At 73.0% G+C, this 26,843-nt stretch carries 22 protein-coding genes; 8 read left to right on the forward strand and 14 right to left on the reverse strand.

Annotated elements, in window-relative coordinates:
• Positions 1-259: 259 nt before the first annotated feature.
• The 3 genes from HF577_RS14010 to HF577_RS14020 all read left to right on the forward strand — a co-directional run bounded on the left by HF577_RS14010 (position 260) and on the right by HF577_RS14020 (position 2,547).
• A complete protein-coding gene (locus HF577_RS14010) occupies positions 260-1,549 on the forward strand; it encodes an FAD-dependent oxidoreductase (protein ID WP_169396271.1) in 1,290 nt (429 codons plus the stop codon).
• Positions 1,546-2,079, forward strand: a complete 534-nt coding sequence (locus tag HF577_RS14015; protein ID WP_169396272.1) for a flavin reductase family protein — start codon at positions 1,546-1,548, stop codon at positions 2,077-2,079. Before HF577_RS14010 ends, HF577_RS14015 begins: the two co-directional genes overlap by 4 nt.
• A 108-nt stretch (positions 2,080-2,187) precedes the next feature.
• A complete protein-coding gene (locus tag HF577_RS14020) occupies positions 2,188-2,547 on the forward strand; it encodes a DoxX family protein (protein ID WP_169396273.1) in 360 nt (119 codons plus the stop codon).
• A gap of 9 nt (positions 2,548-2,556) precedes the next feature.
• Here HF577_RS14020 and HF577_RS14025 read toward each other — a convergent pair whose 3' ends face one another.
• The gene (locus tag HF577_RS14025) at positions 2,557-3,855 is read right to left on the reverse strand and encodes a M20 family metallo-hydrolase (protein WP_169396274.1); all 1,299 of its coding nucleotides are present in this window, start codon (positions 3,853-3,855) and stop codon (positions 2,557-2,559) included.
• Positions 3,856-3,936: 81 nt separating this feature from the next.
• Between HF577_RS14025 and HF577_RS14030 the strand changes: the two genes are divergently transcribed.
• Positions 3,937-4,821, forward strand: a complete 885-nt coding sequence (locus HF577_RS14030; protein ID WP_211174250.1) for an NAD(P)-dependent oxidoreductase — start codon at positions 3,937-3,939, stop codon at positions 4,819-4,821.
• 10 nt (positions 4,822-4,831) lie between these two features.
• Here the strand turns inward: HF577_RS14030 and HF577_RS38260 are convergent, their stop codons facing one another.
• Both HF577_RS38260 and HF577_RS14040 read right to left on the reverse strand, forming a co-directional pair.
• Positions 4,832-5,161 (reverse strand): PspC domain-containing protein, encoded by a 330-nt coding sequence (locus tag HF577_RS38260; RefSeq protein WP_169396276.1) that lies wholly within the window; start codon positions 5,159-5,161, stop codon positions 4,832-4,834.
• Positions 5,162-5,258: 97 nt separating this feature from the next.
• On the reverse strand, positions 5,259-6,290 hold the full coding sequence (locus HF577_RS14040; protein WP_169396277.1) for an acetylxylan esterase: 1,032 nt from the start codon (positions 6,288-6,290) through the stop codon (positions 5,259-5,261).
• A 219-nt stretch (positions 6,291-6,509) separates the two neighbouring features.
• On the opposite strand from HF577_RS14040, the gene HF577_RS14045 reads away from it, so the two are divergent.
• The gene (locus HF577_RS14045) at positions 6,510-8,573 is read left to right on the forward strand and encodes an alpha-glucuronidase (protein ID WP_169396278.1); all 2,064 of its coding nucleotides are present in this window, start codon (positions 6,510-6,512) and stop codon (positions 8,571-8,573) included.
• Between the two features lie 17 nt (positions 8,574-8,590).
• Here HF577_RS14045 and HF577_RS14050 read toward each other — a convergent pair whose 3' ends face one another.
• On the reverse strand, positions 8,591-10,390 hold the full coding sequence (locus tag HF577_RS14050) for a penicillin-binding transpeptidase domain-containing protein (protein WP_211174251.1): 1,800 nt from the start codon (positions 10,388-10,390) through the stop codon (positions 8,591-8,593).
• A gap of 93 nt (positions 10,391-10,483) precedes the next feature.
• Between HF577_RS14050 and HF577_RS14055 the strand changes: the two genes are divergently transcribed.
• Together HF577_RS14055 and HF577_RS14060 are read left to right on the forward strand one after the other, a co-directional pair.
• Positions 10,484-11,377 (forward strand): LysR family transcriptional regulator, encoded by an 894-nt coding sequence (locus HF577_RS14055; protein WP_169396279.1) that lies wholly within the window; start codon positions 10,484-10,486, stop codon positions 11,375-11,377.
• Positions 11,374-12,270: a serine hydrolase gene (locus tag HF577_RS14060; protein WP_169396280.1), complete on the forward strand. Its 897-nt coding sequence runs from the start codon at positions 11,374-11,376 to the stop codon at positions 12,268-12,270. The genes HF577_RS14055 and HF577_RS14060 overlap by 4 nt, the downstream gene beginning before the upstream one ends.
• A gap of 33 nt (positions 12,271-12,303) precedes the next feature.
• On the opposite strand, the gene HF577_RS14065 is transcribed toward HF577_RS14060, so the two are convergent.
• The 10 genes from HF577_RS14065 to HF577_RS14110 form a co-directional block, all read right to left on the reverse strand.
• Positions 12,304-13,299, reverse strand: coding sequence for an alpha/beta hydrolase fold domain-containing protein (locus HF577_RS14065; RefSeq protein ID WP_169396281.1), 996 nt, complete (start codon positions 13,297-13,299; stop codon positions 12,304-12,306).
• Positions 13,300-13,410: 111 nt separating this feature from the next.
• Positions 13,411-13,884 carry a MarR family winged helix-turn-helix transcriptional regulator gene (locus HF577_RS14070; protein ID WP_169396282.1) on the reverse strand — a complete coding sequence of 158 codons (474 nt, stop codon included), beginning with the start codon at positions 13,882-13,884 and terminating at the stop codon, positions 13,411-13,413.
• A gap of 95 nt (positions 13,885-13,979) precedes the next feature.
• On the reverse strand, positions 13,980-15,380 hold the full coding sequence (locus HF577_RS14075) for a S41 family peptidase (protein ID WP_169396283.1): 1,401 nt from the start codon (positions 15,378-15,380) through the stop codon (positions 13,980-13,982).
• Positions 15,381-15,566: 186 nt separating this feature from the next.
• On the reverse strand, positions 15,567-16,442 hold the full coding sequence (locus HF577_RS14080; protein ID WP_211174252.1) for a hypothetical protein: 876 nt from the start codon (positions 16,440-16,442) through the stop codon (positions 15,567-15,569).
• On the reverse strand, positions 16,439-18,535 hold the full coding sequence (locus HF577_RS14085; protein WP_169396284.1) for an alpha-galactosidase: 2,097 nt from the start codon (positions 18,533-18,535) through the stop codon (positions 16,439-16,441). Before HF577_RS14085 ends, HF577_RS14080 begins: the two co-directional genes overlap by 4 nt.
• A complete protein-coding gene (locus HF577_RS14090) occupies positions 18,532-19,389 on the reverse strand; it encodes a carbohydrate ABC transporter permease (RefSeq protein WP_169396285.1) in 858 nt (285 codons plus the stop codon). The genes HF577_RS14085 and HF577_RS14090 overlap by 4 nt, the downstream gene beginning before the upstream one ends.
• Before the next feature lies 1 nt (position 19,390).
• Complete coding sequence (locus HF577_RS14095; protein ID WP_211174253.1) at positions 19,391-20,335, reverse strand: carbohydrate ABC transporter permease; 945 nt, start codon at positions 20,333-20,335, stop codon at positions 19,391-19,393.
• A complete protein-coding gene (locus HF577_RS14100; protein WP_169396286.1) occupies positions 20,332-21,615 on the reverse strand; it encodes an ABC transporter substrate-binding protein in 1,284 nt (427 codons plus the stop codon). Before HF577_RS14100 ends, HF577_RS14095 begins: the two co-directional genes overlap by 4 nt.
• A 37-nt stretch (positions 21,616-21,652) precedes the next feature.
• A complete protein-coding gene (locus HF577_RS14105; RefSeq protein WP_169396287.1) occupies positions 21,653-22,969 on the reverse strand; it encodes a cellulase-like family protein in 1,317 nt (438 codons plus the stop codon).
• Positions 22,969-26,373 (reverse strand): DUF5107 domain-containing protein, encoded by a 3,405-nt coding sequence (locus tag HF577_RS14110; RefSeq protein WP_169396288.1) that lies wholly within the window; start codon positions 26,371-26,373, stop codon positions 22,969-22,971. Before HF577_RS14110 ends, HF577_RS14105 begins: the two co-directional genes overlap by 1 nt.
• 91 nt (positions 26,374-26,464) lie before the next feature.
• On the opposite strand from HF577_RS14110, the gene HF577_RS14115 reads away from it, so the two are divergent.
• Positions 26,465-26,843: AraC family ligand binding domain-containing protein (locus HF577_RS14115; protein ID WP_312859125.1), on the forward strand; the 379-nt coding region annotated here is incomplete at its 3' end.

Below are 26,843 nucleotides of genomic sequence, written 5' to 3' on the forward strand. Positions count from 1 at the left end.
GGTTGCCGTCCATCTGGTCCAAGCGTCGGCACGTGGATCTGTGCCGCACGCAGGCCGCTCTTTGTCGCTGATCCGTCCCGGCCTCTCGGCCACCCCGTTCCCCGTGCGCTGACGCGCGTGGGTGGGCTCTGACGCACGCCTCCGTCGGGCCGCTACCTCCGGCGGTGCCCGCCGCCGGACGAGCCCTGTTTCGTCCACAGTGGACCTCCTGACCCCCGTTGCGGGGATCCCTGCTGTCCAGTGTCGTGAGAGGACAGTCATGCCAGCGATCCCGTACGTCCCCGCGCCCCGCCGCACCCCGAGGTCCGCACGCACCGGAGTCGTCGACGTCGTGGTCGTCGGTGGCGGGGTGGTCGGTGCGGCGGCGGCCTGGCAGCTCGCCGGTCGCGGTCGCGAGGTGCTGCTGCTCGAGCAGTCCGGGACCGGACGGGCGCGAGGGGTCACGTACGGATCGGCGGAGATCTACCGGCAGACCTACGCGGCGGAGCCGCACGTACGGCTCGCTGCGGCGGCCCTGCCCCTGTGGCGCGAGGTGGAGGCACAGACCGGCGCAGCCCTGCTGCAGATCACCGGGGGCGTCGACCACGGCGACCCGTGGCGGACCAGGACGATCGCCGAGTCGCTCGCCGCGCGGGGTGTCGCCCACGAGTGGCTCGATGCCGGCGAGGCGTCGCGCCGGTGGCCGGGGATGGTGTTCAGCGGACCCGTACTGCACCAGCCGGACCGGGCCGGTCGCGTCCATGCCGGGCACGCCGTCGCCGCTCTGACCGCCGCCGCCGTCGCGCACGGGGCGGTGATCCAGCGTTCCACGCCCGCGACCGCGATCGCGGTGCGCGGGGACGATCTCGTCGAGGTCGGCACCCCGCGAGGCCCCGTCCGCGCCCGCCGCGCCGTGGTGGCGGTCGGGGCGGGCACCGCGGACCTGCTCGCCGGGCTCGTCACGCTGCCGCCGCTGCGCGTGACGCAGGAGCAGGTGGCGAACTTCCCGCTGCTGGGCGGCGCGGGCTCGTTCTCCGCCCGCCCGGCCCCGTGGCCGACGTTCATCCACCACACGGGGCCGGAGGACGGCTGGCCCAGCAGCGTCCGCGGCACGTCGACGGGCGAGGGATCGGTGAAGCTGGGGTTCCACGACGTGGGTCCGGAGCAGGGGCAGCCGCGCTGGCTGCAGGAGTACGTGGCCGCCTTCCTGCCGGGGCTCGACCACCGGCTACCCCAGCCGATCGGCTGTATCCGCACCTCGACGCCGGACGGGAGCTTCCTGCTGGACACGGCCGGACCCCTCGTCGTCGGCGCGGGGTTCTCGAACCACGGGTTCACGTTCGCTCCGGCGCTGGGCCGGGTGCTCGCCGACCTCGCCACCGGGGTGCCCGACCGCGAACCGATGGCGGCTCTGCGATGGGAGGTACACGCAGGTCCTCGATCGCTGGAACCTCGCCGCGGAGGCGGTGCCGACCTCCGAGATCAACCCTCCCGGCCTGCCGCGCAACCCGGCCGGCTGACCCGACCCGGCACATCCGCACGTCCCGATCCGAACAGGGAGAGCGCATGAGCATCACCAGCAGGGCCGAGACGACGGAACCGGTGGTCGACGGGGCCGTCATGCGGGAGGTGCTCGGGCACTTCGCCTCCGGCGTGGTGGTCGTGACCGCCGCCGGGCCGTCGGGCCCGATCGGGTTCACCTGCCAGTCGTTCACGTCACTGTCGTTGGATCCGCCGCTGGTGAGCTTCGCGCCGTCACGCACGTCGTCGACGTGGCCCCGGATCCGGGACGCGGGCACGTTCTGCGTGAACATCCTGGCGGCGGACCAGGAGCACCACAGCGCCGGGTTCGCCCGGTCCGGTGTGGACAAGTTCGACGGCGTGCGGTGGCGGGCCGGACGGTGCGGCGCGCCGATCCTGGAGGGGGTGTGCGCGTGGGTGCGCTGCGCGTTGCACGCCGAGCACGACGGCGGGGACCACACCATCGTCGTGGGCCGCGTGCTCGAGCTCGCCGCCGACCACGCCCGGGGTCCGCTGCTGTTCCATCGCGGCGACTACGGGCTCGTTCTGCCCCGGCCCCGTGAGGAGGCCCGCCCGTAGATCACGGTCTGATGACGTATCACCAAGTTACTTCAACATTCATGCTCTCCCGTCTAGGTTCTCGGGTGCCGAGCCCGGCGTCGCCGGGCTGTTCACTCGGGAGTCTTGATGAACGTCGTCGCCTGGATCCTGCAGATCGTGCTCGCCGTCGCCTTCCTGGGCTCGGGCGTGATGAAGGTCGTGCGGCCGAAGCCGGCACTGGTGTCCGCCGGCATGGGCTACGCCGAGGACTTCTCCGACGGCGCGATCAAGGCCATCGGGGCGCTCGAGATCGTCGGGGCGGTCGGCCTGATCCTGCCCTGGGTCCTGGACGTCGCGCCGGTCCTCACGCCGATCGCGGCGGTCGGGCTCGCGCTCGTGATGGCGGGCGCCGTGGTCGTCCACATCCGCCGCAAGGAGCAGTTCGTCCCGGCGCTGGTGCTGGGCGTGCTGTCCCTCGTGCTCGCCGTACTGCGCTTCGCCTCCTGATCCCGGCGCTCACTCCGGGGCGAGCGCACCGTCGAGCATGCGGGCGAGGGTCTCGGTGAGGACGTCCACACCGGTGCAGAGGTCCTCGTCGCGGGTGAACTCCGCCTCGGCGTGGGAGATGCCCTCGACGCTCGGGATGAACAGCATGACGGTGGGGACGACGTCCTTCATGTTGGTGGAGTCGTGGCCCGCGCGGGTGCGCACGATCATCGACGAGACGCCGAGGTCCTCGGTGACCGTGCGCGCAAGTTCGACCCCCGCCGGCTGGTAGAGGTGGCCCTTCCAGGTGTGGGCGACCCGGCGCTCGATCTCGACGTCGGCCTTCACCTCGATCTCGGCGAACTGGCGCCGCAGCAGGGCGTCCGCCTCCGCGAGCAGGTCGTCCGACGGCGAGCGCAGGTCGAGGTGCATGTGCACCTCGCGGGCGACGACCACGGGGGAGTTGGGCACCACGGTCAGCTGCCCGCACGAGGTGTGCAGGTCCTCGCCGAACCGGTCGGCGAGCTCCCGGACCGCGACCACGGCGAGCGCCGCGCCGTACAGGGCGTCCCGGCGGTCGGCCATGGCGGTGGCGCCGGTGTGGGCCTGCGACCCGATCACCGCGATCTCGTACTTGTTCGCGGCCCACGTCGCGTCGACGAGCCCGAGCGTGGTGCCGGTCTTGTCGAGCTCGCGGCCCTGCTCGATGTGGATCTCCGCGTAGGAGCACACCCGCCGGTCGGTGCCGAAGACGTCCGCCTCGCCCAGGCCGTCGATCGCCTGGAGCGCGTCGCGGACCGTCACGCCCGCGGCGTCGGGGGTGTCGAGTGCGGTCGCCAGTGGCATGGCCCCGGTGAACACCGCGCTGCCCATCATCGAGGGCTTGAAGCGGCTGCCCTCCTCGTTGAACCAGTTCACGACGCCGATGTTGAACCGGGGCGTCTCGCCCGAGTCGCGGTAGTGGACCCGCAGGCGGTCGGCGGCATGTGCCGCGGCCAGCACACCGTAGGCACCGTCGAAGCGGCCGCCCCGCGGCTGGCTGTCGAGGTGCGAGCCCGCGAGCACGTAGGGCGCGCCGGGTACGAACTCGTGGAGGCCGAACATGTTGCCGACCCGGTCGTGCACGACGGTGAACCCGCGCTCGGTCAGCCACGCCGCGAGCCAGGCGCGGCTGCGGCCGTCGTCCGGGGTGGCGGCCTGGCGCTCGACGCCGCCTGCCGCGGTGGCGCCGATGGCCGACAGGTCGACGAAGTCGGCGAGCAGCCGGGCGTCGGCGCCCGGCCGGCGGGGCACGCGGGGGACGCCGGGCACAGCATCGGTGGTGGTCATGAACGCTCCTCGGTCCGCACGTCGAAGGCCTCCTCCAGGCAACACCATCCAACCGGTGCCGGCATGGCCGATCCTGGACCTGTGATCGGATTTCTGGGTACGGGCCGGATGGGCCTGCCGATGGTTGCCAACCTCGTTCGAGCCGGCCACGAGGTCGTGGCCCACGATCTTCGGCCGGAGCTGGAGGCGACGGTCGTGGCGTGCGGGGCACGGTGGGCGGGCTCGGCGGCCGAGTCGGCCGCAGCCGCCGACGTCCTGATCACGATGTTGCCCGGTCCTCCCGAGGTGGTGGAGGCGATGACGGGTGCCGGCGGCGCGCTGCCGGCGCTGCCGGCCGGTGCGACCTGGATCGACATGACCAGCAACGCGGCTGCCTCGGCCGAGCCGATCCGGGTGCAGGCCCTCGCCCGTGGCATCGATGTCCTCGAGGCGCCGGTCGGCGGCGGTGTCCCCGCGGCCGAGGACGGGTCGCTGAAGCTGTTCGTGGGGGGAGAGGCCGAGGTCCTCGAACGGCACCGCTCGGTGCTCGAGGCCGTCGGTGATCCGCAGCGCATCGTCCACGTCGGCGGCCCCGGCGCCGGGTACACGGCGAAGCTGCTGGTCAACCTGTTGTGGTTCGGCCAGGCGGTGGCCACCGCGGAGGCCCTCCTGATCGGCCAACGCGCCGGGATCGACCTGGGCGTACTGCGCAGCGCGGTGGCCGACAGCGCCGCGGCCACCGACTTCGTCCGGCGCGATCTCGATGCCCTGTTCGCCGGTGACTACCTGACGTCCTTCGGCCTGGACCGGTGTTGCGAGGAGCTCGCGAACGTGACGGCCCAGGCCCGGGAGTACGGGTTGCCGGTCGAGCTGTCGGAGCTCGTCACCCGGATCCATCAGCGCGCGCTCGCCCGTTTCGGACCGGTCGACGGGGAGTTGCTGGCCGTGGCCCTGCTGGAGCACGAGGCCGGGACCGAGCTGCGGTGACGCCGGACGGTCAGGGGGTGTCCGTCTCGGGGGCGAGCATCCACACGGCTGCGTAGATGACCAGGCCCGAACCAGCACCGAGCACCGTCAGGGCGACCAGCCCGATGCGCAGCAGGGTGGCGTCGATGTTCAGGCTCTCGGCCAGCCCCCCGCAGACCCCGCCGATCATGCGGTCGGTGCGGCTGCGGCGCAGGCGGAAGCGCGGCGTGGCCGTGGTCCCGGCTGCGGGCGCCGCGGCGTCCGACAGCGGCGGAACGGCCTGCTCGGAGAACAGCGGTACGGGCGGCTCGGCGCCGGCGGCGGAGGGGACCCGGGTCGTGGTGTCGGTCGTCTGTTCCATGTCCACGACTCTGCCGGGAGGCGGGCCGCGCCACCTCGGGGTGAGCCCTGGGACCGACCCCGGCCGGACCCTGACCGGCATGCCGGGGTGATCACGGTCAGGTGCGCGAACCCAGCGCCGCCAGCGGCGACGGCATGACCTGGCGCATCCACTCGAGCTGGCGCCTGCCGTGCACGGCGTCGCCCCCTTCGTGCCCGTTGAAGGGGTACACCTCGATCGCCGTGTCCGGACGCCGCACGGCCCTGCTCCCGTAGTGGTTGTAGGCGGCGAAGACGGTGGAGGGCGGGCACACCGCGTCCCTCAGCGCGACGGAGAACTGGGCGGGAGCCGTGGCCCGCCGGGCGAAGTTGACCCCGTCCACATAGGAGAGTGTCTGCAGTGCGGTGTCGACCGCGTCGCGGTGGACGGACAGGTACTCCATCACCTCTCGCCACGGCCCCTGTTCGGTGAGCTCGAGGGCGCGCTCCGCGTGGCAGAGGAAGGGCACGTTCGCCTGGACCGCCGACAGGTCCGGCACGAGGCCGCCGACGGCGATGGCCAGGCCGCCGCCCTGGCTGGTGCCGAGCACCGCCACGCGGCCGGCGTCGACGCCGGGCAGTACGCGTACCGCGTCGACGGCCCGTACCGCGTCGGTGATGAGACGGCGGTAGTAGTAGGCGGCAGGGTCTCCGATCCCGCGGGTGAGGAACCCCGGCGCGGCTGGCGCGGAACCGACCGGGTCCGGGGTGTCGCCTCCCGAGCCGTACTGGCTGCCCTGGCCGCGGCTGTCCATCACCAGGTGCGCGTAGCCCGCCCCCACCCACGCCAGTCGCTCGTGGGGGAGCCCCCGTCCCCGTCCGTAGCCGACGTACTCGACGACGGCGGGGAGCGGCTGGTCGCCGTTCCCGCCGTGGCCCGCCGCCGGCCGGGAGAACCACGCCTCGATCGGCTGGCCGTCGAACCCCGCGAAGGTGACGTCCCAGGTGTCGACGAGCACGAGCCCGGTGTCGACCCGGTCGACGGCGAGAACGGCGGGAGCGTGCCGGGCCTGCTCCAGGGTCGAGGCCCACCACGCGTCGAAGTCGGCGGGTTCCCTGACGTCGGGCAGGTAGTGCTCGAGCTGGGCCAACGGGAGGTCGAACTGTGCCATGCGCGTCCTCGTCCTCGGAGTCGCGGTCGCCAGCCAGTAGAGCACACACGCTTGCAGAAAACTACGGACAGTGACTTCGTGCAGCTCACAGGCGCAATGTCGCGGCCGCCTTCGTGCCGGACGAGCATCGATTCTGCGGTGATTGTGCAAACGATGCAGGTTGCAGAGGATCATCACCGCCGCGAGGCTCGCCGGAGCCGCGCAGAGGACAGGAGAGCCATGAGCGCTGGCCGTGATGCGAGGCCTCTCACCCCCACGATCGACCCGTGCTGGCTCGGACCTGCCGTCACGGCCGTGCTGCGCGGGCGGCACGTGAGCCTGCTGGCGGCCGGCCCGGTCACGGACACCCTGCGCCAGGAACTGGAGGCGGCGGTCGGCCCCGCCGGCACGGTCGGCGGCGACCTGACGGGCGAACCGGTGCTAGTACTGGCCCGCCGCGATCTGCTGCCCGACGCCACCACTCTCACCGGTCCCGTGCGCCGCGCCGTCGACGCGGCGCACGGGCTGGGCGGGGAGGGCTTCGCCCTCGTCGGCGACGGCCGCTCCGCCGCGATCGTGGCCACCGGGGAGCGCGGCCTGCTGTACGGCTACTTCCACCTGCTGAGGAGCGCCGCGACCGCGGGCTCGGCCGACGCGCTGCCCACGCTGGACGTGGTCCGGGAACCGGCCCTGGCCATCCGGATGATCAACCAGTGGGACAACACGAGCGCCGGGGACCACCTGGGCAGCGTCGAACGCGGCTACGCAGGCGACTCGATCTTCTTCCGTGACGGGCGGATGGTGGCCGACCGCCGCCGCATCGCCGACTACGCCCGCCTGCTCGCGTCCGTTGGCATCAACGCGGTGTCGATCAACAACGTCAACGTGCATCCCGCTGCGGTGCGCCTGCTGACCGACGGCCTCCCCGACGTGGCCGACGTCGCCCGCATCTTCCGGGGCTTCGGGATCTCCACCTACCTCAGCGTCAACTTCGCCTCGCCGCTCGTCCTCGGGGACCTGCCGACCGCCGACCCGTGCGACGCCTCGGTGGTGGCGTGGTGGGCGGGTGTGGCCGAGCGCATCCACCGCGAGATCCCCGACTTCGGCGGGTTCGTGGTGAAGGCCAACTCCGAGGGGCAGCCGGGCCCCTTCGACTACGGCCGCGACCACGTCGACGGGGCCAACCTGCTCGCGGGTGCACTGGCGCCCTTCGGTGGCAGGGTGTTCTGGCGCTGCTTCGTCTACGACCACCGGCAGGACTGGCGCGACCGCAGCACCGACCGCGCCCGCGCCGCCCACGACCACTTCGCGGCGCTGGACGGCCGCTTCGCCGACAACGTGGTGCTGCAGGTGAAGTGCGGCCCGATGGACTTCCAGGTGCGCGAGCCCGTCTCCCCGCTGGCCCTGGCCATGACGCGGACCAACACGGTGGTGGAGTTCCAGATCACCCAGGAGTACACCGGCCAGCAGATCGACCTGTGCTGCCTGCTGCCGCAGTGGCAGGAGTTCCTCGCCTTCGACGTCAGCGGTGAGGGGGGCGACACCCTCGCCTGCGCACTGGCGCGCCGGAGCGCGTCGTCGGGTGTCTGTGCCGTGTCCAACATCGGCGACGACGCGAACTGGACGGGCCACAAGCTCGCCCAGGCCAACCTCTACGGGTTCGGCCGGCTGGCGTGGGACCCGGCACTGTCGCCGCGCGAGATCCTCGACGAGTGGGTCGCGCTCACCTTCCCCGACGCGGCCGACCTGCACGAGACCCTGGTCGAGCTCCAGCTGGGCTCCTGGAGCACCTACGAGATGTACACGGCTCCGCTCGGCGTCGGATGGATGGTCACGCCGCACACGCACTACGGGCCGGCCGTCGACGGCTACGAGTACTCGAAGTGGGGCACCTACCACTTCGCCGACCGCGACGGCCTCGGCGTGGATCGGAGCGTGGCCACCGGCACCGGCTTCGCGGGGCAGTACCCGACGGCGTGGGCGCAGCGCTACGAGCACCTCGAGACCTGCCCCGACGAGCTGCTCCTGTTCTTCCACCACGTGCCGTACCTGCACCGGTTGCACACCGGTGAGACCGTCATCCAGCACATCTACGACACGCACGTCGAGGGTGCCCGGCGCGTGGTGACGATGCGCGACCTGTGGCGCTCGCTGGAGGGCCGCCTGGACGACGTCTCCTGGACGAACGTCATGGAACGCCTGGAGCGGCAGGTGGGCTCCGCCCGCGAGTGGCGCGACCAGGTCAACACCTACTTCTTCCGCAAGTCCGGCATCCCCGACCGGCACGGGCGCGTCATCCACTGAGCCGGCGGCGGCTCCCGTCAGCGGGCGGCGGTGGCGGTGAGGTAGGCCTTGGCCACCCCGACGGCGGGGCCCGAGCTGCCCGCGCCGGCGGCGAGCACGGCGAAGGCGAGGTCGCCGCGCGTGCCGATGAACCAGCCGTGGGAGTGGACGCCGTCGCCGTACTGGGCGGTGCCGGTCTTGCCCCTCGTGTCGGGCAGGCCGGCGAGCTGGGTGGCGGACCCGGCGGTCACGGTCTCGCGCATCATGGCGGCGAGCTGGGTGCGCAGGTTCTCGGGCAGCGCCTCCGGAGCGGTCGCGGTGGTTCCCGGCCGACCCTGGATCAGGGTGGGGTGGGGAGTGCGGCCCGCGGCGGCGGTGGCGGCGACCAGCGCCATCCCGAAGGGGCTGGCCACGACCCGGCCCTGGCCGATCGACTCCTCGACCTGGTCGGCGGGGGAGACGGGCTCCGGGACCCGGCCGGTCACCGTGGTCATGCCGGGCACGTCCCAGTCGGGTCCGAGGCCGAACAGCGCGGCCGTGGTGCTGAACGCGCTGGGATCGAGGCCGACGCCGAGGCGGGCGAACGTGGTGTTGCAGGAGTGCGCGAAGGCGGTGTGGAGCGGGGCGGAGCCGAGGTCGAACTGGTCGTCGTTGGGGATCTGGCGCCCCTGCACGTTCTCGGTCCCGGGGCACGGCAGCACGGTCTCGGGCGTGGCCAGGCCGGCCCGCAGGGCGGCGGTGGCGGTGATGACCTTGAACGTGGACCCCGGTGGATAGAGCCCGGTCAGCGCGATCGGGCCCTCGGCGTCGGCGGCCTCGTTCTGGGCCACCGCGAGCAGCTCTCCGGTGGACGGCCGGATCGCCACGAGCGCCGCCGCGCCGTCGAGGCCGTTCACGGCGTTCTGCGCCGCGGACTGAGCGTCCAGATCCAGGGTCAACCGCACATCGGCAGCCGGTCGGGGGTCCTCCCCGGCGAGGCGGGCGCGCAGGGCGCCGTCGGGGGTGACGGTGCCCACCTGCCAGCCGCTTCCGGCGTCGTCCGGCTGCTCCTGCGCCAGCTGGGACAGCGCGGGGGAGCGCACGCCCCGCTCGGTGAGACGCCGCTGCTGGGACGAGAACACGATGCCCGGAACGGCCTGCAACGACTGCTGGACCCGCGCCGCGTCGTCCTCGCGGAGGGTGATCAATGTGGTCGGGCCGGCCGTCCCGGACGCGAGGACCGCGCGCAGCGACGAGCGGGTGACGCCGGGGTCCACGCGGGCGAGTACCGGCGCCACGGCGTCCAGGGTGGCGTCGAGGTCCTGGGTGCGAGCGGGATCGAGCCGGACCAGCGTCACCGGCTGGGTCCTGACGAGCGGGCGGCCGTCCCGGTCGACGACACGAGCGGCTGCCGTGCGCAGCGTCCGGAGCTCCAGATGTTCTCCCGCGCGGAGCTCGTCGTGCAGGACCGACGGGGCCCACCGGACGTGCCGCTCGCCGCCGTCTGCTTCGAGCGCCCCGTGCGCGAGATAGGACCACGTGCGTCCGGCGCCGAGATCCCAGGACACCTGGTAGGAGAACCGCTCGTCGGCGACCTCCCGCACCTCGGCGGTGAGCCGCGGGTTCCCCAGACCGTCGAGGACGCCGGTGATCGTCTGCGTTGCCGCCGCCGGGTCGTCGGTCGCGGCGGCTGCCGCCGCCACATCCGCGCGTTCGAGCGCGGTGACGAACTGCTCCACCGCCGACTCCGCTGCCGAGGGGCCGGTCAAGAGGGAACACGACGTGGTGAGCGCCAGGATGGTGGCCGAGAGTGCCGCCGCCACGGTCGTCGTCCGGCGGCGTTGCGTCGTTCTGAGCACGCGCAGAGGCAAGCGGAGCAGCGACGATATTGCAAATAAGATTACTGCGGGGTCACGATATTGATCTGATATCGCGGCCGGTAGGTTCGCGGAGTGGATCTGCTCCGGCACCTGGAATTCTTCGTGGCGATCGCGGAGGAGGAGCACTTCGGCCGGGCTGCGGGCAGGCTCGGGATCGCCCAGCCGCCGCTGTCGCAGGGCCTGCAGCGGCTCGAGCGCAGCCTCGGTGTGGTGCTGGTGGAACGGAGTCCGCGCGGCGTGCGGCTGAACGCGGCGGGCCGGGATCTGCTGCCCCGCGCCCGCGCGCTCCTGCAGGACGCCGAGGACCTGCGGCGGGTCGCGGCCACCCACGGCGCCGCCGCCGCGTCCCTCCGGGTGGGGACGGTTCCCCAGCTCACCGCACGGGCGGCGACCGCGGTGGCCACCGCGTGCCAGTCCGAGGCCGGCGGCCTCGTGGAGATGACCACGGCGTCGACCACGGAACTGGTCGACGCCGTGACCGCCGGGCAGCTCGACCTGGCCGTCGTGATCCATCCCGCGCTGCTGGGGGCGCTGCGCAGTGGACCCGTCGTCCGCTTCGAGACCGCGCTGCTGGTGCCGGCCGCGCATCCCGCGGCGCGCAGCGGTGAGCCGGTGGCGATCCGGTCGCTGCGTGGCCTCCGGATGGCGATCCCCCCGCGCTCCCACGGGACGGCAGCACACGACCTCCTGCTGGACACGCTCGACCAGCGCGGGCTCGTGGCCCCCGCGCTCTCCGCGCCCGACGACCGCGCCGCGCTGGTCCTCGTCGCCACCGGCCGCGCGTTCGCCCTGACCGCGGACCCCGACCTCACGGCACCGGGCGTGCAGCGGCGGGCCGTCGCCGGCGATCCGCTGCCGCTGCGGCTGCGCGTGGTGTGGCGCAAGGAGGCCGCTGACACGGCAGTACCGGATGCGGTGCTGTCGGCGTTGCGCGACGAGGCCGGCGACGGGGCGGTCGCCTCGTGAACGAGCGGGAGCACGAGATCCGGCAGGCCTTCGCCGACGCCGGTGTGCGGGGCTGGCTGCACGCCACAGCGCTCGGTGGGTCACGCACCCGGGAGATCGGGCTGGGGCCGGACGAGCCGGTGGTGATGGCCTCGGTCTACAAGCTCCCCCTGCTCGTCGCGTTCTGCCGGGAGGTCGACGCGGGCACCGTCGACCCCCGGGAGGGCGTCACGATCGTCCCGGCCGAGCGCACCGCGGGCTCGACCGGCCTGTCGGTGCTGCGGGACCCGGTGACCATGTCCTGGCGTGACGTGGTCTGCCTGATGATCGCGGTGTCGGACAACGCCGCAGCCGACGTCGTGCTGGAGCGGATCGGGCTCGACCGGCTCCACGAGACGATGACCCACCTCGGCCTCACCCGCACGCAGGTGCGCGGGGGCATGGCGGAGGTGCACCGCACGCTCGTGGCCGACACCGCCACCGCCGACACCGCGGCCGCGTTCCAGGCGTTGGCCAGCCACGACGTCGCCCCGGAGATCCGGGCCTACGACCCGGGCTACGGCAGCGTCACCACCCCGCGGGAGATGACCGGCCTGCTCGCCGCGATCTGGTCCGACCGGGCGGCCTCGCCGGAGCAGTGCCGGTTCGCCCGCGAGGTGCTGCACTCCCAGATCTGGCCGCACCGCCTGCGATCCGGGTTCCCGCACGACGGCGTGCGGGTGGCCGGCAAGACCGGCAGCCTCGGCGCCCTGCGCAACGAGGTCGGCGTCGTGCACTTCGAGGGGGAGCACCCCGTGGCGGTCGCGGTGTTCACTCACGCCGCCCGCGCCGACGCCGCCCTGCCCCGTGCCGACGCCGCGATCGGGCAGGCTGCGCGGCTCGCGGTCACCGACCTGCGCTCCGGCCGGCTGTGACGCAGGAGCGTGCACTGTCCGATCAGCGCATCGTCAGTCCCGGGCGGCGACCTCTGGTGCCTGTCCTGCTGCCGTCGTGGGGAGGATGCCGAGGGCCCGGCGCAGGACGACGGACCGCTCGTCGATCTCCCGCCGGGACACCGCGGCCGGAATCCGCACCGACCCGTGGAACGTGCCCGGGAACACGTGCAGCTCGACCGAGACGCCCGCGGTGAGCAGGGCGGTGGCGTACGCGATGTCCTCGTCACGGAGTGGGTCGAACTCCATCGCCGAGATGTAGGCGGGCGGCAGTCCGGCGAGGTCCGTGCTGCGGGCGGGAGCGGCGTAGGGCGAGACGTCGGCGGTGCCGCGGCGTCCGTCGCCGAGGTAGGAGTCCCAGCTGAGGATGGCGCCGGCGCGGTGCCAGTTCGGGGTGTCGACGAACGTGGTCGCGCTGTGGGTGGCGAGCCGGTCGTCGAGCTCGGGGATGCCGAGGTACTGGAAGGCGATCGCGGGGCCCCCGCGGTCGCGGGCGAGCAGCGCGAGACCGGCGCAGAGCCCACCGCCGGCGCTCTGGCCGTGCACCGCGATCCGGCTGCGGTCGACGCCGAGCTCAGCGGCATGGGCCGAGAACCAGCTCAGAGCCGCGTAGCAGTCCTCCAGCGCGGCGGGGAAGGGGTGCTCCGGGGCCAGCCGGTAGTCCACCGCGACCACGACGGCGCCGACGTCCCGGGCCATCTCGACGTTGTCGGCATGGTTCACCTCGAGGTCGCCGATGAGGAACCCGCCGCCGTGCACGTCGAGGATGCCGACCGGAGCGGCCAGGGTGTCGGGGCGGTAGATCCGCACACCGACGGCGGGGGCGCCGTCGGGGCCGGGCACGGTCCGGTCGGTGATCGTCACGCCGGTCGTGTCCGGGGGCGGGAGCTGGGCGAACCGCTCCTTGAGAACGGCGCGGTTGGTCATGAGATCGCTGATCTCGACCGCGGGCATGGATGCCAGCGCGGCGGCGAGTTCGGCGTCGAATCTGTGTGTCGTCGAAGCGGACATGTGTCCTCCTGATCCCGGTGGAACCGGTCCAACCCTTCAAGCATCGAACTATTCAGTGAGAGTACTGGACAGTTTGAGTCTCGAAGAATGAGGGCTGCGGGCCGTCGGCCGTCACGGGTGTGGTGCCGGCATCGGCGGTGGCGAGGCAGCGGGCGCGTCGGGTGCCTCCGGTTCGAGGACCAGCGCGCGCGTGAGGACGTCGAGGAGATCGGCGCGTTCCGTCTCGCTGAGGCGCAGGAGTGGGGACGCCTTGTCCAGGGCGTTCAGGGCGGCGGCGCGGGCGGCGCGGCCGGGCGGGGTGAGGGCGAGGAGTCGCGTCCGCCGGTTGGTCGGGTGCTCGGTGCGGGTGATGTAGCCGAGCTTGACGAGCCGGTCCGAGGTGAACGTCAAGCTCGACGAGGAGCAGCGGAGGCGCTGGGCCACGACCTTCATCGTGGGTGGGGGCTCGTCGGGGTCGATCGCCCAGAGCGCGTAGGTGGTCGACATGGTCAGCCCGTACTCCGCCATCGCCGGCGCCGCCCGCTGGATGGTGGCCATCACCACCTCGTAGATGGCTTCGAGCGGGGTGTGAGGTGGAAGCGGCATCGCTGGATCGTACGGCACTTGTACAGTTCAGTGATGGACGTGCGGGACCCGCACCCGGGCATGACGCTGAGGCAGCGGGGTCGGCCGGGAGTGGACTACTGCTCGCCGAGCTGGGGCCAGGGAGTGTCCAGCGCCGGGTCGCGGTGTTGTGCGAGCTCGTCCGGGGTGAACACCGGCGTGGGGATGGTGGGCGGGACGCCCACGCCCTCGTAGTTCCGACCGTCGGAGGCGAGGTAGTCCTCGTTGCCCAGGGTGAACGTCCAGCCGTTGGGCAGCTTCCGTTCCATGTCGTCGGCGAACACGCCCTGGGTTGCCGTCCCGACGCGGCTGGGGGCCGGTGTGCGGCCCTGCAGCGCCTCCGTGAAGGTCTCGCCCGCGCTGACGGTCAGGTCGCTGGTGAGCAGCCGCACCGGTCCGGTGTAGCGGGGACCGGCCCCCGGGGTCACGGTCACCACCCGGAGCCGCCCGTGTGCGGTCGGGTCGTCGGGACTGTTGTGCGCCTGCTTGGAGTAGGCGGTGTAGGGCGTATCGGTCAGCCGCCCGGCGACCTGCAGCCCCAGTTGGTCGTCGCCGCCGCTGTTCCAGCGGATGTCGATCACCAGTCCCTTCCAGGCCTGGACCCGGGCCTGGGTGAACACCGAGTCCAGCGCCGAGGCCAGCACGGCACTGTTCTCCGGGAAGAGGTCGTCGTCGGTGCCGTAGCCCTCGAATCCGGTGATGCGCAGGTAGCCGCGGCCGCCGGGCAGGTCGGCGTAGGCGATCTTGCCGTCGGCGAATGTCTGGATATCGGTGACGCCGAGGTCCTGGCGGAGATGAGCGTCCACCGCCCTGGTGGCGTCCCGGCGGGACACGTCGTCGCCGTCGCGGGTGCCCGGCCGTTTCCCGGAGAACGACCTGTCGCCGGGCCCGTCGATGGAGGCGTGCGCGTCCCCGAGCGGCGTGATCATGTCGACGAGGATGTTGTACAGCTCGTCGGGGGTGGTGGCCGCATTCACCATCGGCCGGTACTTCGCTCGAATCGCGTTCCAGTCGACGTTCTTGCGCTGGGTGGAGTTGTAGTTCTCCGCGAACGTGGCCCAGAAGATGTCGAAGTCGGTGAGCGGGTTGTCAGGCGTTTCCCGGGTACAGGCCGCGGGCAGCGCGGACATCGGAACGAGGTCGATGTCCGCCGCGGTGCCCAGCAGGCGCAAGACGCCCTGGCCGTTCGCCGTCCGGTGCAGTGTCTCCACGGCCACCTGGTCGTCGTTGCCGTACTGCACGGTGCCGTCCGGGCCGGCCGTGCCGAGCTGGGTCAGGGTCTGATCAGGCAGGCAGCTGACTGATGTGGTGTCGAACGTCTCCGCGTGACCGTCCCTGACCGCGATGATCCAGCTGTAGCCGTCGGTTCGCCACACCCCGTCCACGGGGGTGGTCCGGCTGCCGGTGGCCGGTGCGGCGCAGGCCGACAGCACGACGGCCAGCACGACGAGAACTGTCGCGCGGAGCGACGGAAGCATGGACGTCCTTCTGAAACGGCAGTCGGCGCGTGGCAGGAAACGCAATGTTTGCCGGTGGACCCACGGACCGCTGCTGAACGTGAGCGGACGAACAGCGAGGGAATAGAACCGCGCACCAGGAATCGTCTGCGTACTCGTGATCCGTATGTGTTCACAAACCGTCAGCTCATGGGCTTGGCGTCGATCTCAGGTACGCCGCCACGCGGTGATCGTGAGCTGCCAGCGCAGCCGCCCGTCCGGCCCGGTGGTCGCAGGCAGCCCGGGGCCGGAGCCGTCGAGGGTGGCGGTCGTTCCGACCATCGGCTCGACGCCGATCGACCGGTAGGGGCGCGCCTCGGGCCAGCCGCCGAGGTTGCGCCACAGCAGCAGCGAGCAGGTGGCGGCCGGGTCGCCCGCCGTGACGCGCCAGCGCAGGACGAGGGCGTCCGGACCGTCCACCACCGCGGCGGAACTGCAGCCGGGCAGTACCGCCGCGACGGCCGTGCCGTCGTCGGGGCCGAGCAGGTCCAGGGGCGTCCCGCCCGGACCGGCCGGCCACGGCAGCACGGCCACGGCACCGTCGACGGGGTGGTCGAGCACATGCGCGGTGCGGGCCTCGGGCACGTGCAGCCGCGCCGCGGGGGAGAGGTCGAGCAGGGCGTGCACCGCGTGGACGAACGGGGTGCCGGGCGGCCCCGTCACCGCGTAGTCGACGGTGAGCGACGCGTCGGCGCGCATCCTGCGGGCCAGGCCCAGTGCGCCCGCTCGGACCCGGTGCCCGCCCTCGGCGGCGGTCCAGGGCCGGGACCAGGCGGCTCCGTGGTCGGGCTCGCCGCGCACGGTGGGGAAGCACTCCTCGACGCCGCCCACGTCGACGAACGCCGCCCCTGGTCCGGCCGCGACCCGCGCGGCGGCCACCTCGGGGTCGGGGTTGCTCCACAGCCACTCGCGCTCGGGGCCGCGGTCACCTGCGGCCGAGCGGAGCGAGGTCCAGCGCCCGCCGAGGCCGGGGTCGGTCTCGACCGTGAGCGACCGGGGTCCCCACGCCGGATCGTCCGCAGGCCAGATCCCGGTGGCTGTCACGCCGGCCGGGTAAGGACGATCACGTCGCAGTCCGGCGCCAGCGCGAACGGCACGGGCAACCCGGCGCCGGCGAGGTCGTGGCCGGCCAGCACCCCGCACTCGACCGCACCTCCGCCTGCCCGCACCCGGTAGCGGGCGTCGTGGTCGAGGCCGGCGAGGGGAACCCGCACGGGCGCGCCACCACGGCCCGCGCCCGGCCGGGACCAGGCGAGCACCACGACACGGGAGGTGTCCGCCGCGGTGTACTGCACGGCATGTACGGGGTCGGACGGGCGCCCGTGGCGGGTGACCGAGCCGGTGTGCACGACCGGGCGGATGTCGCGGTGGAGGGCCACCAGCTCACGCGCCCTGGCCCGCGTCGGCTCGTCCCAGGCCCCCAGGTCGGCGCCGATGCCGAGCACCCCGGCCATCGCGACGACGAACCGGAACTCGAGGCTCGCGGGCGCCGTGTCGAGGCGGTCGGGCTCGTCGGTGACCCACGAGCTCATCACGTGTGGCGGGTACGCCGACAGGAACCCGTGCTGGACCGCCAGGCGGTCCCGGGGGCCGGTCTCGTCGCTCGGCCAGACCACGTCGGACAGGGCGAGCACCGCGTTGTCGACCCGTCCGCCGCCCCCGGCGCAGGCCTCCACCGTGACGTGGGGAAACTCCTCGCGCAGCAGCGTCATCAGCCGGTGGTAGGCGCGGGTGTGCTGCACCGACCATTCGCGCCCCCGCGGGTCACCGGGCCTGCCGCCGTCGCTCACGGACCGGTTCATGTCCCACTTCAGGTAGCTGACCGGATGCTCGGTGAGCAGCCTGCGCAATGTCGTGGCGGCCCACTCCTCGACCTCGGGCCGGCCCAGGTCGAGCACGTACTGGTTGCGCATGGTCGTGAGCGGCCGGTCGCCCGCGCGGTAGACCCAGGCAGGGTGGGCGCGGAACAGGTCGCTGTCGGGGTTGACGGCCTCCGGCTCGACCCAGAGCCCGAACCGCATCCCGCGGTCCAGCACGCCCTTCGCGAGCGGCCCGAGCCCGTCGGGGAACTTCGCCGGGTCGGGGTACCAGTCGCCGAGCCCAGCGTGGTCGCTGGTGCGCCCGGTGAACCAGCCGTCGTCGACGACGAAGACCTCGACGCCGAGGCCAGCAGCCACGTCGGCCAGTGCCAGCTGGTGCGCGACCCGGACGTCGAACCCGGTGGCGTACCACGAGTTGTAGACGATCGGCCGGTGCTCGGGCCCGGTGCTGCGGGCGAGCCGGGCGCGCTGGTAGTCGTGCCAGACGCGCGCGAGCCCGTCGAGACCGTCCGAGCTCCACGCGCCGAGCAGGTGCGGGGTCTCGAACTCCTCGCCGGGTGCGAGCGTGACCACGGTGGTCTCGTCGTCGGCGCCCCCGCTGACCCGGACGACGTCGCGGAACGGGACGGCGTCGACGACCATGCGCCACGACCCGCTCCATGCCAGCGCGACCCCGTACGCCTCTCCGCCGTCCCCGGAGCCACGCGCCCGCAGCGCGACGACGGGGGAGTACAGGTGCGAGGTGATGCCCTGGCGGCTTCCCAGGCTCAGCTGCCCGGCGGGCAGGTCCACATCGGCCGGGGTGAACTCCCGCGACCACGTGCCGACCAGCTGCGTCACCCGCGCGCCCGGGCCGACGGGCACGTTCCAGGCGGCACCGAACGCCCTGGTCAGGTGCAGGTCGCCCGTCGTGCGCGTGGAGCGCACCCGCGCCCACCGCTCGACCACGTCGTGCGTGCGCGAGGTGCTGACGTGCACCTCCACCTCGACGCCCGCGTCCGCGTCGCGCAGCAGGGCCGTCAGCGCGGCGTCCGGCCCGTCGTCGGTCACGGCCGCCGAACCGGGCACCAGCCGCAGCAGCGCCCCGTCCACGCCGCCGGGCCCCTGCACGAGCAGTTCGGCGAACTGGGCGTGCCGGGTGCCTGCCGCGGCGAACTCGAGCGGCACCTTGTCGGCCGGCGCCTCGAACGGGGTGCGGGCCGTGGGAGCGAGCTCACGCCGCTGCCCTGTGGCGCCCCAGTGGCGCAGGACGAGACCGGCGTCCGTCTCGGCCACGACGTACTCCGACCGGGCCGTCGGGAGCGTCCATTCCGTCATTTGTTCGACCCCACCAGAAGACCCGAGACGAACTGCTTCTGGAAGACGAAGAACACGATCGCCGTGGGCACGGCGGCGACGAGCGAGCCGGCCGCGATGACGTTCCACGAGTTGGAGAAGCCGCCCTGCAGGTTGAGCAGGGCCGCGGTGACGGGGAACTGCGCCTCGGTCCGGAGCACCGTCATGGCCCAGATCAGGTCGTTGAAGATCCACGTGGTGGCGAGCGCGGTGAGTGCGGCGAGCGCGGGGCGGCAGAGCGGCAGCACGATGCTCCAGAACGTGCGGGCCGGCCCCGAGCCGTCGAGCAGCGCCGCCTCGAAGATCTCGCCCGGCAGCGACCGCATGAAACCGTGCAGCACGAACGTGTAGAAGCCCAGCCCGAAGCCGACCTGCACGATCACCAGCGCGGTCAACGTGTCGTAGATGCCCAGATCCTGGGTGATCCGCGAGACCGGGATGAGCAGGATCTGCGGGGGCAGCAGGTTCCCCGCCAGCATGACGAGCAGGATCGTGCGGCGCAGCGGGACGTGGAAGCGGCTGAGTGCGTAGGCCGCGGCCGACGCGAGCGCGAGCGAGGCGACCACGGTGAACACGGTGACGATCGCGCTGTTGACAAGCGCGCGCCCCACCCGGCCGTCGGCGAGGGCACCGGCGAAGCCGTCGAGCGACAGGCTCGCCGGCAGCGCGCCGAGGCCGCGCGCTGCGATGTCGTCGAAGTTCCGCAGCGCCACGAGGACGACGAAAAGTATCGGCGCGAGCCACAGGATCGTGAACGGGACCATGACGACGTGGAACCACGGCGACCGGGAGGCGTGGTTCCGGCGGGCCGGGGACGTGGAGGTCGCGGTGACCATGTCAGCTCTCCTCCGCACGAGCCTGGCGGGCGAGGTAGGTGATGATGAACGCGATCGCGAGCAGGAAGATCACCACCGCGATCGCGGAGCCGTAACCGAGGTTCACCACCGTGAACGCCTGCTGGAACATGTACGTCGACAGCAGCTGGGTGGTGTTGTACGGACCGCCGCGGGTCATCGCCCAGACGATGTCGAACGTGCGCAGCGAGTCGATCACGGTGACCGCGAAGACCACCGTGTTCACGCCTCGCAGCTGCGGCATCACGATCCGCCAGAACCGTTGCCAGGCGTTCGCGCCATCGACGGCCGCGGCCTCCTCGAGCGTCGGGTCGGTGCCCTTCAGCCCCGCGAGGTACAGCACCATGATGTAGCCGACCTGCCGCCAGACGGCGGCGATCAGCACGGCGTAGAGCGCGGTGTCGGGGTCGGCGAGCCACTGCCGCTGCAGCCAGTCCAGTCCGAGCACACCGAGGCCGGCGTCGATCGGCCCGTCCGGCTGGTACATCACGCGCCAGAACAGGCCCGTCACGGCGAGGGAGATGACCATCGGCAGGTAGATCGCGCTGCGGTAGAACCCCACCCCGCGCCCGGGACGGTTGAGCGCGACGGCGAGCGCCAGCCCACCCACGACGGACAGGCCGCCGAACCCGACCACCCAGATCACGTTGTTGCGCAGCGCCGTGTGGAAGATCGGGTCGGCGGCGAGGCGCTGGTAGTTCTCCAGGCCGACGGGCTTCGCCGCGCCGACGCCCTTCCAGCTGGTGAAGGACAGCGAGAAGCTGTTCATCGCGGGCCAGAACACCCAGAACAGCTCGACGGCCAGCGGCACCAGCAGGAACATCCACACGAGCAGCGGAACCCGCCGCAGCGGTCCACCGCGGCGCCGGTCCCGGGTGCCGCGCGTCGAGGGCGCGGCACCCGCCGGTGCCCGCTGCATCGTGGTCATGACGAGAAGACCTGCTGGGCGGCCTGCTGCCACTGCCGTTGGGTGCCGCGGATGTCCGAGGGGTTCGCGATGAACTGCGTGAGCGCGGCGTCCGCCGTGGTCTGCAGGGCGTCGCTGGAGTCGCGGTTGAAGAACTGCGTGATCTCGGCGGTCTCGTTGAGGAGCGTGATGCCCTTCTGCACGAGCGGGCTGAACGTCGAGGTGTCGACGTCCGGCGAGGTCGGCAGGTTCGACGACCCGGACTTCTCGATGAAGGACTGCTGCGCGGGCGCCGACGCGAGGTAGGACAGCAACTGCTTGGCCCCCTCGGGGTTCTGGCTGCCCGCCGCGGCGAAGAACCCGTCGGTGGGGGCCTCCTCGGCGCTCGGCACCGAGGGGTCGATCGTCGGCACGGAGAAGAAGTCGAGGTCGTCACGCTGGTCCGCAGGGAAGTACTCCGTGCAGAACGCCCCGACCAGGTACATCGCGGCCTCGTTGTTGACCATGGGCGTGACCGCCTGCTGGGCGTCCCACGAGGTCTGGTTGGGGTGGAAGTAGGGGACGAGCCGCGCGTACTGCTCCAGGACCGCGGTCACCTGCGGATCCTCGAAAGAGTGCTTCCCCGCGAGCAGTTCCCGGTGGTAGCCGGCGCCGTTGATCCGCAGGTTCAGGTAGTCGAACCAGCCCGCCGACATCCAGGCCGTCGACCCGATGCCGTTGGTGAGCGGGTGGATGCCGCGGGCCTTGAGCGTGTCGCACAGCGCGATGAACTCGTCCCAGGTCTTCGGTGGCTGCACGCCCCACTGCTGGAACGCCGACTTCTTGTAGAAGATCGACCACCAGTAGTAGTTCTGTGGCACGAAGATGGCCTTGCCGTCCGCGCCGGTCGACAGCGCCCGCAGGGCGTCGGAGAAGTTCGCGCACGCGCCGCCGGGGGCCCACAGGTCCGACACGTCGAGCAGCAGCCCCTCATCGGCATAGGAGTTCGCGACCGATCCCGCGTACCAGCCGAGCACGTCGGGCGGTGTGGCGCTGGTCAGGTACGTCGAGAGCTGCGCCCGGAACTGCTCGGTGGCCACCGAGTTCAACGTGACCGGCGGCCCGTCGAAGGCCGCTACGACGCTTTCCAGCGCCGCCTTCGGCCCGGCGTCCTGGATCCACGACTGCAGGGTCAGGGCGGTCGTCCCGCCGCCTGCCCCGCCATCGGCGCCGGTGCCGACGCAGCTCGCGAGCAGCGGCACGGTGGTCAGGCTCGCCGCGCCGAGCAGGAACGAGCGGCGGGAGAACGGTGGAGTACTCACGGAAACCTCCAGCGCGCCGTCGTTGGCGCGGTCGGGATCAGGCGGATCGCGGGGCGGGCTCCCGCGCGGGGAACACGGGGGACGTGCGCGGCGCGGACGCCGCGGAGAACAGGGCGTTGCACTCCTGCTGGAGCGCGACGTCGGACCACATGGGGTGCTGCGGCGCCGCGTTGGAGCACACGACCGTGCCCCAGGCGCCGATCCGCCGGGCGTGCGTCACGGCCTGGCGACAGATCTCGGCCCCGACCGGGCCCTCCTCGAACGTGCCGTGCAGCGGGGTGTAGCCGACCCAGCCCTCGCCGAGGACGACCGGGACGTCGTGGGCGGCCGCCCAGTCGGCGGCCACGTCGAACCAGAACCGCAGCTTCTCGGCCATGGCGATGCGGTGCTCGCCGTAGTGGTCGTAGAGCCAGCGGTCGAACGCCACCGGGTCGGCCCAGTCGTGGCCGTACGCCTCGGCAGCCGAGACGATCGTGGCGTCGAGACGCCAGCGGTGCTCGGCGGGCACCGTCCACCCGCCGGCGGGGGGCGCCCCGGGCCGCAGGATGTGGGCGGCTCTCTCCTGCGGGAACTGCGCCACCGGCCGGCGCAGGCCGAACTCGTCGATGAGCGCGTCGAGCACGCCGTAGATGTAGGGGTGGACGGCGAGCACGTCGACGTTCTCCGGGATGCCACGCATGCTCTCGTGCGGCACGCGCGCGTAGTTGACGGTGCAGCGGCGGCCGGGGTGGCGGCGGTGGAACTCGTCGACCGCCTCCTGCAGGAGTGGCCGCAGCGCCACGACGGGGTCGGCGTCGGTGGGAAGCCCGTCGGCGAGGTGGCCGACCTGCACCTCGTTGTGGATCTCGGTGAACGCCACGCGATCGTCGAGGCCCTCGGCGACGAGCAGGTCCAGCAGGTCGGCGTGTGCGGCCGCGAGCCGGCCCGGCCGCTCGGCGGGCGGCACCGCGCGCAGGGCGTCCCACCAGGCCGGATCGGCCGCGAACGCCGAGCTCTGCTGGTACTCCCACGACGAGACGATCACGAAGCAGCCGTGCCTGCGCGCGGCGCGGAACAGGGCGAGCAGGTGCTCGCGGGCGTCGATCGTCGTCGGTTCCTTCACGTCGTACCAGCGCATCCGCTGGGCGAAGTCGCCCCCCAGCGGGCCGAGGGCCAGCGCCGCCGTGTCGAGCCCGGAGCCGAACAGCAGGAACGGCATCGCGCAGATCCGCACCGTGTTGTAGCCCCGCTCGACGGCCTGCGCGAACGCGGCGTCGAGGTCGGCGAACGGCTCCCCGGGGCCGGTGCGCACGTACCAGGAGAAGTCCCACAGCGTGATGGTGAGGCGCTCGGGGAGCGGATCGTCGGGCGGCATCAGGCCTCCTCGAGGACGGTCGACGGAGTGATCGACGCGAGCAGTTCGAGCGCGTCGACATGGTGTGGATCGTCCGCCAGCAGCTCCGCCAGCCGGTCCCGGGCGTCGCTCTCGTCGCCGTCGAGGACGGCGAGCTGGGCCCGGAGGAACGCGACCCGCCTGCGCTGCACCACGTCCGGATCCTCGGTGAACAGCAGCATCGACGGCAGCGACGTGGCGAAGTAGTCGACGGTGGCGGGAGTCGCCGCGAGCGCGGCGCAGAACCCGCGCAGGGCGTCGGTGAGGTGCCCGGCCTCGTCGTCGCGGCCGAGCCTGCGCAGTGCGAGCACGGACGCCGCGGTCGCCTCGGAGTAGGGCTGGGTGCTCATCACCAGGAAGTCGCCCTGCTGGTCGGCGGCCGACTCCCACGCGGCCATCGCGCCGTCCCTGTCACCCGCCGCTGCCAGCGCGTCGCCACGCAGCAGCTGCAGCTGGGCCGTGCTCGCGAGCGGGTGGCGGGCCTCGCCGAGCGAGAGCGGCGGGTCGAGCGCCGCGTCGAGCAGCGCAACGGCCACCCGCCCGGCATCGACGCCGCCTGCGGCGAGCTCGCGCTGCGCCTGTAGGCGGGCGAGCCGGTCCCACGCCCGCAGCACCTCGCCCTCGCCGCCCTCCCACGGCTGGAAGGTACGGGCGAGCAGCAGCGCCCGGGCCTCGTCGAGGCGGCTCGCGGTGAGCAGCAGGTGCGCCAGCGCGACGGTCGCGTCGTCGCGGGACTCGACGAGCTCCCGGGCCGCGAGCAGCCGCTCCAGCCGCCGTTGCGGGGGCACACCGCGCCGCGCGTCCAGCTGGTCGCTCTCGAACAGCAGCCGCGCGTCCGGGCCCGCGGCGGCGAGGGCACGGTCGTAGGCCTCCCGCGCACTCTCGGCGTCCCCGAGGTGGTTGTGGGCGGCGAGCCCGAGGTTGCGCCAGACCACGGGATCGGTCGGGTCGAGATCGCCGCTCGCCCGCCACGCCGCCACCGCGTCGCCGCGCCGGTCGTGCGCGTAGAGCCAGTGCCCGAGCAGCGCGCGGGCCCTGGCGTCCTCCGGGTCGGCGGCCACGGCGCGCTCCAGCACGAGCGCGTCGTCGAGCCGTGCGGGGAAGCACCAGGTGGCGTCGCCGGTGCGCGCCCGCTCCCGTGCCTGCCGTGCGTCATCGGCCCGTCCGAGCCGCTGCAGCAGGTCGGCGCGGTGGTAGTCCAGCAGCGGCCCCGTTGCCGTCTGCCCGATCGCGCGGGCGGGCTCCCGCTCGGCGGCGAGATCGAGCATCCGCAGCGCCGCGTCGAGCTCGCCGACCCCGGCGTGCTCGACCGCCACGTCCAGGCACGTCTGTGCGTCGGCTGTGACCGGGAGCCCGAGCACGTCGCGGGTCCACCAGTCGAGCGGGTCGAGGGCGAGCGTGGCACCGGCGATCTCGGCGGCCCGCTCGTGGCGTCCCGCGCGGCGCAGCACGATCACACTCAGCGCGCGGGCCTGCAGGTGCTCCGGCTCGACGCGCAGCACGTCCTCCAGCCGGGACAGCGCAGCGTCGTCGCGCCCGGCGGCGGCGTCCAGGCGTGCCATCCGGTACCCGGCAGCGGCCCGCCACGGCCGGGTCCATGAGCTGGTGGCGAAGGCGGTGTACGCGTCGTCAGGCCGGCCCTGCCGTTCGAGCACCAAACCGAGCGCGTAGTGCGCCGTGGTGTCCTGCGGGTTCCCGTTGAGCGTGGTCAGCCGCGCGACGGCGGCCCGCAGCAGCGACTCCGCCTCGGCCAGGTCGCCGCGCCGGTACGCCCTGGCGGCGAGCCCGACGCTGCTGGCGACGTGCCCGGGGTCGCGGCGCAGCGCCTCGCGCCAGTACGCCTCCGGCGACCGGGTCGCGTGCCGGTACTGCTCGAGGTGGGCGCCGATCACGGCGAGCTCCTCGACGGTCGCGACGTCCGCCGGCGCGGCGGGTTCCCGGGCGGGGACGACGTCCTCTGAGCAGTCGGGGACGCGGGAGTCCCAGGCCACGAGCTCGGCACCGCCGTGCAGCACGCGCAGCCGCAGCCGGGCCGCCGCCTGCGCGGCGGTCAGGGGAAGCCTCCGCAGCCACGGCCGTCCGGGTGCGACGTCGGCGGCCTCCTCGGCCACCACCCGGCCGTCGCCGTCCTCCAACCGCAGGACGCAGCCGGCGCGCTCGGACGTGGTCGCCAGGCCGATGTGCGCGCCGTCCGGCTCGACGTCCACGCGCACGGCCGCCTCGACGGTGGCGGCGTGCGCGGGGCCGATCTCCTGGATCGGGTACCAGAACTGCGAGAACACCTTCGTCTCGCCGGGGGCGATGAACGCGAAGTCGGGCTGGTTGTCGGTGAAGACGCCCGCCATCAGCTCCACGTAGGCGCCGCCGTCGTCGCTCAGGTTGCGGTCCCAGGCGTGCCCGAAGCGCGCGTCGCCCCACGTCCACTGCTTCTTGCCGACGGAGAGGACGCGGTCGGCCACGTGCACGAAGCCCGCGCGGGCGCCGTGGTCGTAGCCGCCGAAGAAGCCCTCCCGGCTGCCCACGCACATGTAGGAGGTGGGCACGGGGATGTTGCGGTACCAGTCCAGACGGTCGCCACGGACCTCGCTGCCGTCGGCGGCGAGCCCGATCCGGTCGTGCCGGCGCGGGTAGTCGATGCCGTAGTACGGCCGGTCGGCGGCGGGGAACGCCGTCGTGGCGCGCCGGGCGTGGTCGGCGACCACGCGGACGTCGCGCGGGAAGAACGACTGGTAGTCGGGGCCGACGCGAGCGGCCACGTTCGCCCACCACAGGAACGTCTGGGTCTGCTCGCTGCGGTTGTACAGGCGCACCCGCAGCTCCAGCGTCGCGCGGTCGGGCCGCAGCCGGATGCCGTGCATGCCCTTCATCCGCGTGAACGGATCGTGGTCGGAGCACCAGACGGTGACCGCGCCGTCGGGCTCGTGCTCGACCTCGACGTCGGTGGGCAGGAACGTCGCCGGGCGGTGGTGCTGCGGCCAGTTGAACTCCACACCACCCGCGATCCACGGGCCGGCGAGTCCGACGAGCGCCGGCTTGATCACGGGGTTGCGGTAGAAGAAGTCGTAGCCGGAGCTGCGGTCGTGCCCCACGTGGATCCGGCCGCCCAGCTCGGGCAGCACCAGCACCCGCAGCCACCGGTTCTCCAGGTGCACCGCCGCCCACTCCACGGGGGCCTTCGCGGGACTGATCCGGTCGTGGAAGGGCAGCGGGTAGACCCGGCCCGACGAGCCCTGGTAGACGCGATGATCCAGGTAGGCCGGGTAGCGGTCGGGCGGCTCCGGGAGGTAGCTGTCGATCGTCAGCGGGTCCCGCCAGACGGCCACCCCGGCGCCGGCCTGCGCGGCAGGGCGGGGTGGGAGCTGCAGTCGTGACTCGCCGTCGAGCATGCCGAGACGCTACGAGCGACGGCGGCGCGTCTGCATAGCCGAATCGACCGACTTACCTGGACGATCCGACGACCAGGGGTACGGTGCCACCGTGCTGCTGCCCGACGGGTTCCCCGGCCAACGGCTGCGCGTGCTCCCTCGCCCGCTCGTCTCGTCCGCGTTGCGGCAGCCGCCGACGGCGAGCCTCCTCGTCACCGACGCCGGATACTTCCCGCGCGCGGCGAACCACGGCCGACGCCGACCGGAGGGCGCCGACGAGGCCGTCGTGATCATCTGCACCGACGGCATCGGGCGGTGCCAGGTGGCGGACCGGACCACCGTCGTCGCGCCGGGCCACGCCCTCGTCCTGCCCCCGCGGCTGGCTCACACCTACTGGGCTGATCCCGGCAACCCATGGACGATCTGGTGGTTGCACGCCGCCGGCTCACAGGTGCCCGAGCTGCTCTCGGTGGTCACCGAGGGAGGGCGGG

It is taken from the genome of Pseudonocardia xinjiangensis (genome assembly GCF_012911925.1).
Lineage (GTDB): Bacteria > Actinomycetota > Actinomycetes > Mycobacteriales > Pseudonocardiaceae > Pseudonocardia > Pseudonocardia xinjiangensis.

Bases quoted from the DNA above. Each gene is read 5' to 3' on its own strand.
- HF577_RS14040 (WP_169396277.1), bottom strand. From the start codon at position 6,290: ATGGCACAGTTCGACCTCCCGTTGGCCCAGCTCGAGCACTACCTGCCC.
- HF577_RS14075 (WP_169396283.1), bottom strand. From the start codon at position 15,380: ATGCTTCCGTCGCTCCGCGCGACAGTTCTCGTCGTGCTGGCCGTCGTG.
- HF577_RS14105 (WP_169396287.1), bottom strand. From the start codon at position 22,969: ATGCCGCCCGACGATCCGCTCCCCGAGCGCCTCACCATCACGCTGTGG.
- HF577_RS14090 (WP_169396285.1), bottom strand. From the start codon at position 19,389: ATGGTCACCGCGACCTCCACGTCCCCGGCCCGCCGGAACCACGCCTCC.
- HF577_RS38260 (WP_169396276.1), bottom strand. From the start codon at position 5,161: ATGGAACAGACGACCGACACCACGACCCGGGTCCCCTCCGCCGCCGGC.
- HF577_RS14085 (WP_169396284.1), bottom strand. From the start codon at position 18,535: ATGACGGAATGGACGCTCCCGACGGCCCGGTCGGAGTACGTCGTGGCC.
- HF577_RS14070 (WP_169396282.1), bottom strand. From the start codon at position 13,884: ATGCCGCTTCCACCTCACACCCCGCTCGAAGCCATCTACGAGGTGGTG.
- HF577_RS14010 (WP_169396271.1), top strand. From the start codon at position 260: ATGCCAGCGATCCCGTACGTCCCCGCGCCCCGCCGCACCCCGAGGTCC.
- HF577_RS14110 (WP_169396288.1), bottom strand. From the start codon at position 26,373: ATGCTCGACGGCGAGTCACGACTGCAGCTCCCACCCCGCCCTGCCGCG.
- HF577_RS14025 (WP_169396274.1), bottom strand. From the start codon at position 3,855: ATGACCACCACCGATGCTGTGCCCGGCGTCCCCCGCGTGCCCCGCCGG.
- HF577_RS14065 (WP_169396281.1), bottom strand. From the start codon at position 13,299: ATGTCCGCTTCGACGACACACAGATTCGACGCCGAACTCGCCGCCGCG.
- HF577_RS14095 (WP_211174253.1), bottom strand. From the start codon at position 20,335: ATGACCACGATGCAGCGGGCACCGGCGGGTGCCGCGCCCTCGACGCGC.
- HF577_RS14045 (WP_169396278.1), top strand. From the start codon at position 6,510: ATGAGCGCTGGCCGTGATGCGAGGCCTCTCACCCCCACGATCGACCCG.
- HF577_RS14020 (WP_169396273.1), top strand. From the start codon at position 2,188: ATGAACGTCGTCGCCTGGATCCTGCAGATCGTGCTCGCCGTCGCCTTC.
- HF577_RS14015 (WP_169396272.1), top strand. From the start codon at position 1,546: ATGAGCATCACCAGCAGGGCCGAGACGACGGAACCGGTGGTCGACGGG.